The 13,953-nt window shown below is 68.0% G+C and carries 16 protein-coding genes; 8 read left to right on the top strand and 8 right to left on the bottom strand.

From position 1 onward, the window contains the following. Positions 1-109: 109 nt before the first annotated feature. The gene (locus C5C07_RS00940; RefSeq protein ID WP_004973932.1) at positions 110-1,051 is read left to right on the top strand and encodes a DMT family transporter; all 942 of its coding nucleotides are present in this window, start codon (positions 110-112) and stop codon (positions 1,049-1,051) included. Positions 1,052-1,057: 6 nt separating this feature from the next. Here C5C07_RS00940 and thpR read toward each other — a convergent pair whose 3' ends face one another. Beyond that, positions 1,058-1,612: an RNA 2',3'-cyclic phosphodiesterase gene (gene thpR, locus C5C07_RS00935; protein WP_115804387.1), complete on the bottom strand. Its 555-nt coding sequence runs from the start codon at positions 1,610-1,612 to the stop codon at positions 1,058-1,060. 26 nt (positions 1,613-1,638) lie between these two features. Then, positions 1,639-2,256, bottom strand: a complete 618-nt coding sequence (locus C5C07_RS00930; RefSeq protein WP_004973934.1) for a histidine phosphatase family protein — start codon at positions 2,254-2,256, stop codon at positions 1,639-1,641. 91 nt (positions 2,257-2,347) lie between these two features. On the opposite strand from C5C07_RS00930, the gene C5C07_RS00925 reads away from it, so the two are divergent. Together C5C07_RS00925 and C5C07_RS00920 are read left to right on the top strand one after the other, a co-directional pair. Next, positions 2,348-3,088 carry a tetratricopeptide repeat protein gene (locus tag C5C07_RS00925; RefSeq protein WP_004973935.1) on the top strand — a complete coding sequence of 247 codons (741 nt, stop codon included), beginning with the start codon at positions 2,348-2,350 and terminating at the stop codon, positions 3,086-3,088. Position 3,089: 1 nt separating this feature from the next. Further along, the gene (locus tag C5C07_RS00920; RefSeq protein ID WP_004968868.1) at positions 3,090-3,392 is read left to right on the top strand and encodes a DUF424 domain-containing protein; all 303 of its coding nucleotides are present in this window, start codon (positions 3,090-3,092) and stop codon (positions 3,390-3,392) included. Positions 3,393-3,436: 44 nt separating this feature from the next. Here C5C07_RS00920 and C5C07_RS00915 read toward each other — a convergent pair whose 3' ends face one another. Further along, a complete protein-coding gene (locus C5C07_RS00915; protein WP_004973936.1) occupies positions 3,437-4,486 on the bottom strand; it encodes a PAS domain-containing sensor histidine kinase in 1,050 nt (349 codons plus the stop codon). A gap of 185 nt (positions 4,487-4,671) precedes the next feature. Between C5C07_RS00915 and sufS the strand changes: the two genes are divergently transcribed. The 3 genes from sufS (at position 4,672) to sufU (ending at position 7,311) form a co-directional block, all read left to right on the top strand. Next, a complete protein-coding gene (sufS, locus tag C5C07_RS00910) occupies positions 4,672-5,946 on the top strand; it encodes a bifunctional cysteine desulfurase/selenocysteine lyase SufS (RefSeq protein ID WP_233510307.1) in 1,275 nt (424 codons plus the stop codon). 276 nt (positions 5,947-6,222) lie between these two features. Continuing rightward, positions 6,223-6,810, top strand: a complete 588-nt coding sequence (locus C5C07_RS00905) for a mechanosensitive ion channel domain-containing protein (RefSeq protein ID WP_050458444.1) — start codon at positions 6,223-6,225, stop codon at positions 6,808-6,810. A 72-nt stretch (positions 6,811-6,882) separates the two neighbouring features. After that, positions 6,883-7,311 carry a Fe-S cluster assembly sulfur transfer protein SufU gene (gene sufU / locus C5C07_RS00900; RefSeq protein ID WP_115804385.1) on the top strand — a complete coding sequence of 143 codons (429 nt, stop codon included), beginning with the start codon at positions 6,883-6,885 and terminating at the stop codon, positions 7,309-7,311. A gap of 49 nt (positions 7,312-7,360) precedes the next feature. On the opposite strand, the gene C5C07_RS00895 is transcribed toward sufU, so the two are convergent. From C5C07_RS00895 to htpX, 5 genes are all read right to left on the bottom strand, one after another. Then, positions 7,361-7,774, bottom strand: coding sequence for a DUF1641 domain-containing protein (locus C5C07_RS00895; protein WP_004973940.1), 414 nt, complete (start codon positions 7,772-7,774; stop codon positions 7,361-7,363). 10 nt (positions 7,775-7,784) lie between these two features. Further along, positions 7,785-8,930: an NAD(P)/FAD-dependent oxidoreductase gene (locus tag C5C07_RS00890; RefSeq protein ID WP_004973941.1), complete on the bottom strand. Its 1,146-nt coding sequence runs from the start codon at positions 8,928-8,930 to the stop codon at positions 7,785-7,787. 201 nt (positions 8,931-9,131) lie between these two features. Further along, positions 9,132-10,163 (bottom strand): DNA repair and recombination protein RadA, encoded by a 1,032-nt coding sequence (gene radA / locus C5C07_RS00885; protein ID WP_004973942.1) that lies wholly within the window; start codon positions 10,161-10,163, stop codon positions 9,132-9,134. A 247-nt stretch (positions 10,164-10,410) separates the two neighbouring features. Further along, a complete protein-coding gene (locus tag C5C07_RS00880; protein ID WP_004973943.1) occupies positions 10,411-11,016 on the bottom strand; it encodes a hypothetical protein in 606 nt (201 codons plus the stop codon). A 6-nt stretch (positions 11,017-11,022) separates the two neighbouring features. Further along, positions 11,023-11,904 (bottom strand): zinc metalloprotease HtpX, encoded by an 882-nt coding sequence (gene htpX, locus C5C07_RS00875; protein ID WP_004973944.1) that lies wholly within the window; start codon positions 11,902-11,904, stop codon positions 11,023-11,025. 124 nt (positions 11,905-12,028) lie between these two features. Between htpX and C5C07_RS00870 the strand changes: the two genes are divergently transcribed. Together C5C07_RS00870 and C5C07_RS00865 are read left to right on the top strand one after the other, a co-directional pair. Next, positions 12,029-12,667: a phosphoribosyltransferase gene (locus tag C5C07_RS00870; RefSeq protein ID WP_004973945.1), complete on the top strand. Its 639-nt coding sequence runs from the start codon at positions 12,029-12,031 to the stop codon at positions 12,665-12,667. A 99-nt stretch (positions 12,668-12,766) separates the two neighbouring features. Next, positions 12,767-13,897 (top strand): 60S ribosomal export protein NMD3, encoded by a 1,131-nt coding sequence (locus C5C07_RS00865; RefSeq protein ID WP_050458443.1) that lies wholly within the window; start codon positions 12,767-12,769, stop codon positions 13,895-13,897. Positions 13,898-13,953: the final 56 nt, after the last annotated feature.

Raw genomic sequence — 13,953 nt, 5'->3', positions numbered from 1 at the left:
GGCGTCCGCACGCCCGAATCGGCGATAACCCGGCGTTCTCCCGGGGCGACGACGCGGGCGGGCGACCGAACCGACTCATTCAGTACCGGCGGCGCGAAATCCGAATCGAATGAGTCGGGCCAGAACCGCCGTCGCCTTCCTCGCGCTCTCCGCCGTCTGGGGGAGCGCCTTCCTCGCCACCGACATCGCCCTCCGGACGGTCCCGCCGGCGTTCCTCGGCGCGGTCCGCTTCGACGTGGCCGCGCTCCTGTTGTTCGCCGTCGCCATCGCCCGCGGCGACCGGGTCCTCCCCGCCGCCCGCGACGAGTGGCGGCCGATTCTCGCCGGCGGCGCGTTCAGCATCGGCGCGCACCACGCCCTCCTGTTTTCGGGGCAGGTGTACGTCCCCGGGTCGGTCGCGTCGGTCCTCCTCGGCATCATCCCGCTCGCGACGCCGACGCTCACCCGCCTGACGGCCGCCCGCGAGCGGCTCTCGGCGCACCGAATCGTCGGGCTCGTCCTCGGCTTTCTGGGACTCGTCGTCATCGCCAACCCGGACCCGGAGAACCTGCTGTCGTCGAATCTCGTCGGCGCGGCGCTCGTGTTCGGGTCGGCCGTCGCCTTCGCCCTCGGCGCGGTGCTGACCCACGACAGCGAGACGGAGATGTCGCTGCTCTCCGTGCAGGCGTGGATGATGCTCGTCGGCGCGGTCACGCTGCACGTCACGAGCGTCGCCCTCCCGTGGGAGTCCGCCGCCGACGCGGCGTGGACCCAGACGACGCTCGTCGCCACCGGCTACCTCGCGGTCGTCGCCGGCGCGGGCGGCTTCCTGCTGTACTTCTGGCTCCTCGACCGGGTCGGCCCAATCGAGGTGAGCCTCCTCGAATACGTCATCCCGATTTTCGCCGCCCTCGCCGACTGGACCGTCCTCGGGCGCGTGCCGACGCGCGCCACCGTCGCCGGCTTCGCGCTCATCTTCGCCGGCTTCCTGCTGTTCAAACGCGAGGTGATTCGGGGCGAACTCCGGCGTATCGTGGACCGCCGTCGCGGGCGGCGGTCGACCGACGACTGACGCGCCTCACAGCGAGAACCGCGTCACCGTCTCGTACTCGGGACCGTCGGGGCCGCGTTCGCTCTTCTTCAGTCGCACCTCGCGCACCCGAAACGTTCCGACCGTCGGCGACTCGTCCTCGACGACGCGCCGGACGAGGTCCTTCCCGCGGGCGTCGTCCATGCGGGCGAGCGTGACGTGCGGCGTGAAGTCGTGGCCTTCGGGGTCGAAGCCGATTGCCGTCGTCTCGCGCTCGATAGCCTCGTGCAGTCGCGTCAGCTCGGCCGCGCCGTCGTCGACGCCGACCCAGACGACCCGAATGTAGTCCAGCGAGGGAAAGACGCCGAGTCCGCCGAGCGAGGCGTCGAAGGGGGCGACCCCGGCGGCGTCGACGGCCGATTCGACCGCGTCTCCCACCTCGTCGACGCGGTCCGGCGGCAGCTCTCCGAGGAACTTCAGGGTGACGTGCGCCCCCGCGGGGTCGGTGAACCGAAGCCCGTCCGCGTCCGAAAGCCGGTCCTGCACCGCGGCGACGCCCGCCGCGAGCGAGTCCGGGAGGTCGACCGCGAGAAAACAACGCATGGCAGATAGTTGACCCGAGTCGGACGTTAACGTTCCGCCGGGTCGCGGTCGGCGTCGCCCGCGCGGTCGTCCTCCTCGGGCGTCCACGTCCGGGCGATGCTGAACGCCTCGCCGTCGACGAACGTCACCTCGTACACGTCGGGCATCGTCAGGCCCGACCAGAACTCGCGCCCGTAGCGCGGGTCGTAGGCGTTGAACACGAGCGCCATGAGCGTCCCGTGGGTGCCGACGACGACGTGGCGGTCGGGGTAGGCCTCGACGAGTCGGTCCACGGCGGCGACGCCCCGCGCCTGCGCCTCGGCGTGGGACTCGCCGCCGGGGTGCGACGCGTTCGGGTTCGCCCAGAGGTGTTCGACCGCCTGTTCGAAGTCGTCGACGTGCGACCCCGCGAGTTCGCGCTCTCTGAGGTCCTCGTCGACGATGAGCGGGGCGTCCGCCGCGTCGGCGACGCCCTCGACCGTGGCGCGGGCGCGCTCGTACGGGCTGGTCGCGACCACGTCCGCGAGGTCGGCGAGGCGGGCCGTGACGCGGGCGGCGTCGCGGCGGCCGCGACGCGAGAGGCCGCGGGTGCGCTCGGCGTCGGGGACGTACGGTGCGTGGGCGTGCCGGACGAACGACACGACCGTCGTCGGGGGCGCGGACATTCGGAGACGCTCGCCCGCGGGAGGCTAAAAAGCGGTCGGTGTCGTCCCGCTGACGCAGCGTTTAACCGCCGTGACGCCCAAGCGCGGCTATATGACCGACGACGGCAAGCGACCCCACCGCTTCTCGGAAGGGCAGGGGTTCGACGAGGACTACTCCGACTTCTCGCTCGACCCGCCCGAACTCTCGGTGGACCCGACGAAGGTCGACCCGGTCGACTCGCGCGTCCTGACCGACATCCTCGACCAGCGGAACATCGACCCCGAGGACGTCGACATCGAGAAACTGCTCGACGTGGCGCTCTCGTACATGCAGATAAACCGCTTCGAGGAGGCCACGGAGGCGTTCGAGCGCGTCGCCCGGTTCGCCGGCGACGACGACAACATCGCCCAGGAGGCGTGGGTCAACAAGGGCGCGGCGCACGGCCAACTCGAAGAGTGGGACGAGGCAATCGGCTCCTACCGAGAGGCGCTCAAACTCGACGACGACAGCGAGCACGCCGCGACGGCTCACACCAACCTCGCGTACGCGCTCTGGGAGGCCGGCCAGACGGCCGACGCGCTCGACCACGCGGAGCGCGCCGTCGAACTCGACCCGCGCTTCCCGCAGGCGTGGTACAACCGCGGCTTCTTCCTCCACGAGCGCGGCCTCAACGAGGACGCCGTCAACGCCTTCGACAACGCCATCCGCCTCGGGATGCGCACTCCGGGCGTCCACGAGGAGAAGGCGCGCGCGCTCGAAGAGCTCGGCCGCGACGAGGAAGCAGAACAGGCTCAGCAGCAGGCCGACGACCTCCGCGAGCAGGCCGAAGCGGAGCTCGTCGAGGAGTACTAGGATGCTCCTCCGCGAGCGGGAGACCCCCGAGGGGCTCCTCGTCTCGGTCTGCGACCCCGACTGCATCGGCGAGACCTACACCGACGACGGCGTCTCGCTCGACGTGACGGAGGACTTCTACGGCGGCGACGAGGCCGAGACCGCCGACGAAGACGCCGTCGTGGACAGCCTCACCCGCGCGACCGTCGCCAACATCGTCGGCGAGGAGTCCGTCTCGGTCGCCATCGACGCCGGCCTCGTGGACGAGGAGACCGTCCTCGAAGTCGGCGGCACGCTCCACGCGCAACTGCTCTGGCTCCGCTGAGCCGCCGTCGAAAACTAGTTTTCCGGCCTCCGGCCGCTACAACGCTACGCCGGCCGCTCGACACCCGTAATCTCGAAACGAGCGCCGCCGCGGTCGGCCTCGGTGACGCCGATGTCCCAGCCGTGCGCGTGAGCCGCCTGCGCGACGATGGACAGGCCGAGGCCGGTCCCCTCCTCGCCCGTGGAGTAACCCGCCTCGAACACCTCGTCGCGCGTCTCCGCGGGGATGCCGACGCCGTCGTCCTCGACGTAGAAGCCCGTAGCGTCGCCGTCGCTATCGCCATCGAGGACGCCGACCGTCACGGTCAGATGGTCGGTCCCGCCGTGCTCGACCCCGTTCCGAAACAGGTTCTCGAACACGTGTCCCAGCAGGTTCGGGTCCGCCCGGAACTCGAACGAGTCGGCGACGACGAGTTCGGCCGAGCCGGTCTCGACGTGCTCCCACGCGGCCGACGCGCGCGTTTCGAGGTCGACGGTCGACAGTTCCTCGACCGCGTCGTGGCGGGCCAACACCAGCGCGTCGGTGATGATGTCGTCCATCCGGTCGAGCGCGCCCGCGACCGGTTCGAGTCGGTCGGCGGCGACCGCTTCGTCGAGGAGCGATTCGACGTAGCCCGCCGCGACCGAAAGCGGGTTTCTGAGGTCGTGCGAGAGCATCCGGGCGAGGTTCTGGAGGCGTTCGGCCTTCTCTTCGGCCTCCAGTTCCGCGCGCTTTCGGTCGGTGATGTCGAGGTGCGCAATCTGGACGTAGGTGTCGCCGTCGTCGACGAATCGGGTCGCTCGCATCGTGAACCAGAGGCGCTCGTCGGGCGTTTCGCAGGGATATTCGAAGGAGAACTCGTCTCTCTCGCCGTCGATGACGGCGCGGATGCCCTGGCTGGCCGTCGTCGCGTCGTCGGTGGTGCTGAGGTCGCAGACCCCGAGGTAGTTCGTGCCGACCGAACTGCTGTCGCCCTGATAGTCGTGTTCGGTTCCGAACTCCCGCCACGCGCGGTTGGTGTAGAGGATGACGCCGTCCTCGTCCAGAATCGCGAGCTGCGTCGGGAGCGCGTCGAGGCTCGAAAACGCGAGCGAGGACGAGGTGACGTTTGACATTGGTGAATGGACGGGCGTGAGCTACTTGATTCGTTTGGGTGAGTGAGCGACACGTCGCCACCGCATCGCGATTGCGTCACCGCCACCGGCCACAGTTGCCGGCTGACGAAACCGAAATCGGTTGCAGAGCCGCGTGCGGACCGAAGACGTGTTGTGCCTACGGGGGCAACTCACACTCAATGAGAGTGCAGGAGTCGTACCCCGTCGACGTCGACGCCATCCGAGCGGATTTCCCCATCCTCCAGCGGAAGGTCGGCGGCGACATCTCGACGCCGGGTGAGCACGACGACGACGACACGCCGCTCGTCTACCTCGACAACGCCGCGACGAGCCACACGCCGGAGCAGGTCGTCGACGCCATCGTCGACTACTACCACGGCTACAACTCGAACGTCCACCGCGGCATCCACCACCTGAGCCAGGAGGCCTCCGTCGCCTACGAGAACGCCCACGACCGCGTCGCGGAGTTCATCGGCGCGTCCGGCGGCCGCGAGGAGGTCGTCTTCACGAAGAACACCACCGAGTCGATGAACCTCGTCGCCTACGCGTGGGGCCTCGACGAACTCGGACCGGGCGACTCGGTCGTCATGACCGAGATGGAACACCACGCCTCGCTGGTCACGTGGCAACAGATTGCCAAGAAGACCGGTGCCGAAGTTCGCTACATCCGCGTCGACGACGACGGCCGCCTCGACATGGAGCACGCGAAGGAACTCATCGACGACTCCACGAAGATGGTCTCGGTCGTCCACGTCTCGAACACCCTCGGGACCGTCAACCCGGTCTCCGAACTCGCCGACATGGCCCACGAAGTCGGGGCGTACGCCTTCGTCGACGGCGCGCAGTCGGTCCCGACCCGCCCGGTCGACGTGGAGGACATCGACGCCGACTTCTTCGCCTTCTCGGGTCACAAGATGTGCGGGCCGACCGGCATCGGCGCGCTCTACGGCAAGCGCGACATCCTCGACGAGATGCAGCCGTATCTCTACGGCGGCGAGATGATTCGGAGCGTCACCTACGAGGACTCCACGTGGGAGGACCTCCCGTGGAAGTTCGAGGCCGGCACGCCGCCCATCGCGCAGGGCGTCGGCTTCGCCGCGGCCGTCGACTACCTCGACGACATCGGCATGGAGAACGTCCAGGCCCACGAGGAACTGCTCGCGGAGTACGCCTACGACCGCCTCGGAGAGTTCGACGACATCGAGATGTACGGCCCGCCGGGCGACGACCGCGGCGGCCTCGTCGCGTTCAACCTCGACAGCGTCCACGCCCACGACCTCTCGAGCATCCTCAACGAGCAGGGCGTCGCCATCCGCGCCGGCGACCACTGTACCCAGCCGCTGCACGACAAGCTCGGGGTGGCGGCCTCGACGCGGGCGTCGTTCTACATCTACAACACGCGCGAGGAAGTCGACAAACTTGTCGACGCCATCGACGCCGCTCGCGAACTGTTCGCCTAACGCAGACCCGTTCCGCGAACGTAGTGAGCGGACCGACGAGCGAGGGGAGGCACGGGGTGCCGAACCGAGTGAGGAGCGTTTTTGGTCCAGCTTTTGCCGAGCGAGTGAAACGAGCGCAGCGCAAAAGGTGGTCTCACGACACGCGCGAGGAAGTCGACAAACTGGTCGACGCCATCGACGCCGCTCGCGAACTGTTCGCCTGAGTACCCGATTTTTCGTGGTGTCGGGGCGCGACCGCCCCAATACATTTGTCCCGCTGACACGTCGTCGGAGCGTATGCTCCAATCGCTGACCGGCTTCCTCGTCGAGACGCTCCGCGAAACCGTCGCGGAGTTCGGGACCGCGGTGCAGGACGCCGCGCCGAAGGTGCTCACCGCGGTCGTCTTCCTCGCGCTCGCCTACGTCGGCATCAAGGCGATACTGTTCGTCGTCCGGGGCGTGCTCGACGGGCTGTACCCCGAAGAGCAGGACCTCGTGGTCGAACTCGGGGTCGCCGTCGCGGGCGTGTTCCTCTGGTTCGGCGCGGCGCTCGCGCTGTTGAACATCGTCGGGATGACGGAAATCGCGGCGAGCCTCGGCACCGCGACCGGCTTCATCGCGCTGGGCGTCTCCTACGCGCTGTCGAACATGATAGCCGACACGGTGGCGGGCGTCTACCTGCTTCGAGACCCCGATTTCAACCCCGGCGACCGGGTGAAGTCGGACCCGGTGACGGGGACGGTCAGCTCCATCGAACTCCGCAAGACGCGCTTCGAGAACGACGAGGGCGACACCGTCGTCGTGGCGAACCGCGACGTCGAAAAGAAGTGGACGAAGTACGACGCGGAGGCGGCCGCGGACGCGTCGGCGTCGGGTCCGACGTAAGCGACGAATTCGGCCGAATCGCCGGCCCCGGAATCCTTTTACGGCGCTCGGGCGTAGCCCCGACGAACACCAATGGGCATTGGCTCAGACATGTATCGTCAGCAGATAATGGACCACTACAAGAACCCCCGGAACCACGGCCGGCTGGAGTCGCCGACGTTCACCCACGCCGGGGAGAACCCCTCCTGCGGCGATACGATTACGATGGACGTGCAGCTCGCCGACGACGGCGAGACCATAGAGCGCGTCGCGTTCTCCGGCGATGGCTGCGCCATCAGTCAGGCGTCCGCGAGTATGCTCACCCAGCGACTGCCGGGCACGACGCTCTCGGAGCTGGCGGAGATGGACACCGACGACATCACCGAGATGCTCGGCGTCGACATCTCGCCGATGCGCATCAAGTGCGCCGTCCTCGCGCGACAGGTCGCACAGGACGGCGCGAAGATTCACGACGGCGAGATAGAAATCGAGCAGACGAAGACCGAAGGCGACGACGACTGAGCCGCCTCCCCTCGGCGGCGAATCGGCGACTCCCCGAACCGAGCGCGAGTTATTCTTCTTCCGTCCCCGCGCCGAGCGCCGCCGCCAGCGCGACGAGGTAGCCGAGCCCCGCTTTGACCTCGGGGTCGCGGGTGGCCCGCAGGAGGCCGACCGCTCCCACGGGCGTCGCCTCCGCCTCCTCCGCGTCGCCGACGGCGCGAAGCAGGCGCTTCATCCCCGCGACGGTGTCGGGGTCGGAGGCGTCGTCGGCGACCTCGGCGAGTGAGGTCCCGGTCCGCGCGAGCGAGCGCACCATCTCGTCGTCGAGCGCGCCGACGCCGAGTTCGAGCACGTCGATGAGGTCGTTGACGAGGCCGAGTCGCTCGACGAGGAGGGCGACCTCCTCGGGGTTGTTCTCGATGGCCCGCACGAGTTCGTCGGGCACCGTCTGTTCGGTCGCTGTGGTTGATTCGTGGTCCTGCATTGGTCTCACCTCAGAGCATCCCCCTGGCGGTCAGCCAGTACGATTCGTTGTACGCGTGTTTCGCCCAGTGGATGGGCTTCGACGGCTGGCGCATCGTCGCGGGCGTCTCGTAGTCGAACGAGACGAACGACGCCTCGTCGAGGCCGGTCTCGACGAAGCAGACGGTCTTGCCGTCGTACCGCTTCGTCGGGGTGCGCCCCCGGACTTCCGCGGCGATTCGCTCCGCGACCGTGAACGCCTGGAAGTGCGCCGCACTCCCGGCTTTCGGGATGGGGAGCGCCGCCGTGTCGCCGATGGCGTACACGTCCTCGGCGGCGGTCGCGCGGAGAGTCCGCTGGTCGACGTCGACCCAGCCGGCGTCGCCGAGGCCGGAGTCGATGATTAGCTCATCGCCGCGGTGCGGCGGGATACCGACGAGCAGGTCGTAGTCCACCTCCGCGCCGTTCTTCGCCGAGACGACCCGTTCGTCCGGGTCGACGGCGTCGACGACGAAGTCGGTCTCGACGCGGACGCCCCGCTCGGCCAGAATGGGGTCGGCCCACTCGGCGACCTCGGGCTTCCCGTGGCTCCGCGCCATCGGGTACGTGTAGACGAGGTCGGTGTCCTCGCGCAGTCCCCGGCTTCGGAGCCAGTCGTCTACGATGAACGTGAATTCGAGCGGCGCGGCCGGACACATGTGGGGCGTCCCGACGACGCTCAACACGAGGCGGCCGCCGTCGAACTCGGCGAGGGCGTCGCGGAGCCGTTCGGCCCCCTCGGCGCTGTAGAAGTGGTGCGCGCCCTCCCGGAAGCCGGGCACTGCGTCGGGGTCGAGCTTCGCGCCGGTCGCGAGGACGAGCGTGTCGTAGTCGAGCACCTCGTCGCCGTCTTGACAGTAGAGGCGCTTTTCGTCGGTGTCGACCCGGCGGACGCGGTTGGTGACGATGTTCACCCGCTCGTCGACGAGGTCCCGCAGGTCGCGGACACCGTCCTCCGGTTCCGCGACTCCGAACGGGACGTACAAGAACACCGGCTTGTAGACGTGTTTCGTGTCGTCGGAGACCAGCGACACCTCCACGTCGCCGTCGTCTATCTCCGACGCGAGTTCCTCGGCGAGACGGTTCGAAACCACCGTCCCACCCGTGCCACCGCCAACGACTACGATTCGGTTCGTCATGGAGTTCACCTACCTAAACGGTGGGCCGCCGACGGGATAGTATTGCGAGCTGTTTCCAACATTGTGGGAACCGAGGGACGGCGCGGCCGCTCGGGGCGGTGAGGAGGAAGGGAGAATGTGGTGAAAACCGAGGGCGTGTGGGGAACGGGGTTCGGGGAGTCGCGTAACGTCGCCCGGCTGACTTCGCGGGCTAACGTCGGCTTACTCGGGCTTGAGACCCGCGTCCTGCACGCGCATGATGGCCTCGCCGTCGGCGAGGTTCGGCGCGTCCACGAGGCGGACGATACGCTTGTCGCCCTTGGACTTGCGGAGGTAGATACGGAACGTCGAGGTGTGGCCGAGGATGTTGCCACCGATGGGCTGGGTCGGGTCGCCGAAGTAGGAGTCGGGGTTCGACGCGACCTGGTTGGTGACGAGGATGCCCGTGTTGAACAGGTCGCCGATGCGCATCAGGTCGTGGAGGTGCTTGTTGAGCTTCTGCTGGCGCTCCGCGAGTTCGCCGCGGCCGACGTACTCGGCGCGGAAGTGGGCGGTAAGCGAGTCGACACAGAGGAGGCGGACCGGCCACTCGGTGTCCTCGTGCTCGCCGGCGAGTTCCTTGGCCTTCTCGGCGAGGAGAATCTGGTGGTTGGAGTTGAACGCCTTCGCGACGTGAATCTTGTCGAGGACGTCGTCGACGAGTGCCTGCATCGTCTCTTCGTCGTCGACGGAGCCTTCGATTTCGCGGTCGGCGAGCGTGGCTTCGAGCACGTCGTCTTCGAGGCCGCGAACCATGTCGTCGATACGCTCCGGGCGGAACGTGTCTTCGGAGTCGATGAAGATACACCCGCCGCCGAGGCCGCCCTGTTCGGGCGGAAGCTGGACGTTGACGGCCAGTTGGTGCGTGATCTGGGACTTACCGGCACCGAACTCACCGTAGACTTCGGTGATGGACTGTGTTTCGAGACCGCCGCCGAGAAGTTCGTCCACTTCGTCTATCTGCCAGCTCAGCTTGCCGATCTGCTGGCGTCGTTCGAGGACCATGGAACCGGTCTCGAAGCCGCCCACGTCGGCCGCGTCGCGGGCCGCGTTGATGATGTCGGAGGCCGTGCTGGAGCCAATGTCAGCCTTGTTCGACAGTTCGCCGGGGCTGGCGACCGCGATGGACTGATAGCTGTCGTAACCGCTCTCGACGAGTTTGTCGGCCGTCGCCGGGCCGACGCCGGGGAGACTTTCGAGGTCGTCTTCTGCCATACCCAGTCGTTCCGCCTATACCCTCATAAACCCTCGTTAACAGCAAGGTGAAAGTGAAATCGGAAGACGCGCCGGGGTCGGCTGTCGGGTCACCACGGAGGTTCAAGGGCGATGTCGCGGAGTTAGGACGTACAGGTGGGAGAACTGGGACGGAGTCCGAAGCGGCCGGGAGCGTTAGCTAGCGCGAAAGTGAAATCGGGGGGGAGGTGGCGGCCGCGAGCGAGTCAGGAACGTCGAAAGCGCGCGGTCAGTCCCACGGGTGGCCGTTCGGCGTCGACGGCCACAGCGGGTACCAGTAGCTCTCGTCGTCCTCTATCGACAGTTCGCCGTCGAGGACCGATTCGAGCTTGAACTCCAGACTCTGGTTCCGCGTCGAGGAGCCCTGCGGGGCGAAGGGGTAGTACGCCCCGCGGCGGAACGAGTAAATCCAGTAGGCGCGGTCGCCGTCGCGCTCGAAGCCGAACAGGGCGGCGAGCAGGCGCGAGCCGTAGCCGCGCTCGATGAACTCGTCGGCGGCGAAGTGGACGCTCGTCACGAGGTCCTCGGGGTCGTCGTCGGCGAGGACGACCCAGTTGTAGCCGTGGCCGTCGGTGTGCCGGCGGAACTCGGTGCCGGTCTCCTCGCTCCCGGCGGTGAGGATGTCCTCCACGGCGTCGACGGTGTCCGCGAAGTCGGTGCTGTCGACGGAGGAGAAACACAGCGCCGCCTCGTCGGCCGAGTCGAACCGGAGGTCGGCCTCCATCGTCAGGTAGGCGGTGCTCATCCCGAAGAGGTCCTCGGGGTCCGCCTTGGTGGTCGCGTCGGACTCGGCGCTGATGCCGAGCATGGCGCGGAATGAATCGAACAGTCCCATCGGAACTCAGGCGGTCTCCATCTCGCGCTCCAGGTCGCGGAGGCGCTCGACGCGGTTCTCGGTGGAGGGGTGGGTGCTGAACAGGCGACCGATGAAGTCCGACTTGATGGGGATGATGAAGAACGCGTTCATCTCCGAGGTGTCGCGCATGTCGCGCTTCGGGACGTTGTCCATCCGGCCCGAAATCTTGAGCAGCGCGGACGCCAGCGCCGAGGGGCGGCCGGTGATGACGGCGGCCCCGCGGTCGGCGGCGTACTCGCGGTACCGCGAGAGCGCCCGAATCAGGAGGTACGAGATTATCCAGACGGCGAGCGACGCGAGGATGGCGACGATGACCGGGGCGTTCTGTCGGTTGTCGTCGCCGCCGAAGAACCAGCCCCAGCGGACGATGAGGAAGGCGATGCTGGAGAGGAACGACGCGATGGTCATGACCATCACGTCGCGGTTCTTCACGTGCGCGAGCTCGTGGGCGATGACGCCCTCTAACTCGTCGTCGTCGAGGGTGTCCATCAGGCCGGTCGTCACGCAGACGGCCGAGCTCTTCTGGGAGCGCCCCGTCGCGAAGGCGTTCGGGACGCGCGTGTCTGCGATGGCGACCTTCGGCTTCGGGAGGTCAGCCTGCTGAGAGAGGCGACCGACCATCGCGTGGAGCTTCCGCGCCTGCGGGCCGTCGTCCTCGTCGACGACGCTCGCGCCCATGCTGTACAGCGCGATTTTGTCGCTGAAGAAGAACTGCGCGAAGAGGAAGACGCCCATGAACCCGGCCATGACGGCGAGGCTCTGGAAGTAGGCGAACAACACCCCCGCGAAGACGATGTAGAGGGCGAACAGGAGGAACATCGTGAGCGCCATCCGCCCGCGAAGTCCCCAGTCCGGTTTCCAGTTCATACCACGTGATTAGTAATCCGGCTAATAAACGCTGTTGGAGTGCGAAGGTGTCGCACGGGAGCGCCCGAGCCGTGAAGAATCGGGACATATCGTTTTGCCGCGGGAGCGCGTAGTTCCGGGTGACATGTTCGCCGATAGGGAAGACGCGGGCCGCCGACTGGCGGACCTGCTCGACGAGCGAGAAGAGGCGGCCGACCTCGTGTTGGCCATCCCGCGGGGCGGGCTCCCGGTCGGCAGGGAGGTCGCAGACCGCCTCAGAGCGCCGCTCGACGTGGTGGTCGCGTCCAAGGTCGGCGCACCCGACAACCCCGAACTCGCCGTGGGGGCGGTCGCGGGCGACGGGAGCGCGTGGTGGAACGACGACCTGCTCTCGTACCTCGACGTGGGCGACGACTACCTCGACCGCGAGCGCGAGCGCGAGGCCGGAGCGGCCAGAGAGAAGGTGTCGCTGTACCGCGGCGGCGACCCGCTTCCCGACGTGGACGGAAAGCGCGTCGTCGTCGTCGACGACGGCGTCGCAACCGGCGCGACCGCCCGGGCGTGCCTGCGGCAGGTCGTCGCGGGCGGCGCGGAGCGCGTCGTCCTCGCGGTCCCGGTCGGGCCGCCGCACACCCTCTCGGACCTCGAAGCCGAGTGCGACGCCGTCGTCGCGGTCGAGTCGCCGGAGGCGTTCGGAGCCGTCGGCGTGTTCTACCGTGATTTCGCGCAGGTCTCCGACGAGGAGGCCGCGTCGTACCTGCGCGACGAGGCGGGCGAGTACTGAGCCGACGCACGGCTACTGAGGCACGCATCGACGACAGTCGGGACTCACCGGCGCGGCCGTGACGCCGAACTTAAGCGGTCGAGCGGACTAGAGCCGTCAATGAGCGAATCCCGCGACTTCTGCCCTCGGTGCGGCGACCCGGTTCCGGAGCGACCGGAACCGCTCCCCGGGATGCCGCGCGAGCGCGACGACGTGCTCTGCGACTCGTGTTACTTCGAGGACTTCGACCTCGTGGATGCACCCGACAAGGTGCAGGTCCGCGTCTGCGCGCAGTGCGGCGCGATTCACCGGGGCAACCGGTGGGTCGACGTCGGCGCGCGCGACTACACCGACATCGCCATCGAGGAGGTGTCGAACTCCCTCGGCGTCCACCTCAACGCCGAGGAGGTCCGCTGGGGCGTCGAACCCGAGCAGATCGACGAGAACAACATCCGGATGCACTGCCACTTCTCGGGCGTCGTCCGCGGCACGCCGCTGGAGGAGTCCGTCGTCGTCCCGGTGAGCATCGCCCGCGAGACCTGCCAGCGCTGCGGCCGCATCGCAGGCGGCTACTTCGCCAGCCTCGTGCAGGTCCGCGCCGACGACCGGACGCCGACGACGGACGAGGCCGAGACGGCCATCGAAATCGCCGAGTCCTACATCGCCGAACGCGAGGAGAAGGGCGACCGAGACGCGTTCATCTCGAGTATCAAGCGGACGCCAAACGGCCCGAACATCAAGATTTCGACCAACAAGATGGGAAGCGGCGTCGCGAAGCAGATTCGCGAGCGCTTCGGCGGCACCATCGAGGAGCACCCGACGCTCGTCACGGAAGACGGCGACGGCAACGAGGTCTACCGCGTCACGTTCGTCGCCCGCCTGCCGCGGTTCACCGCCGGCGACGTCATCGACCCCGAAGACGGCGACGGGCCGGTTCTCGTGCGGAGCAACCGCGGCCGGCTCAAGGGGACGCGTCTCACCTCGGGCGACCCCTACGAGTCGGAGTTCGAGGAGGGCGAGCGGCCCGAGGCCGAGGACCTCGGCTCCGTCGAGGACGCGGCGGAGACCACCGTCGTCACCGTCGAGGACGAACACGCCGTGCAGGTGCTCGACCCCGAGACGTACGAGGCGAAGACCATCCCCCGGCCGGACTACTTCGACGCCGACGCCGCGATGGTGCCGGTCCTCAAGAGCCAGTCGGGACTGCACATCCTCCCGGACGAGGTCGTCGAAGACGAGGACGAAGAGTAAGCAGACCGCAGCGAAGAGAGACGGAACGCGGCGACGACGTTTGTGCTTTTACGAAT

Origin of the sequence: Haloferax sp. Atlit-4N (assembly GCF_003383025.1) — an archaeon.
GTDB classification, from domain to species: domain Archaea; phylum Halobacteriota; class Halobacteria; order Halobacteriales; family Haloferacaceae; genus Haloferax; species Haloferax gibbonsii.
Note: the sequence above shows the minus strand (reverse complement) of the source record. Positions and strands in the feature narration are given on the sequence as shown.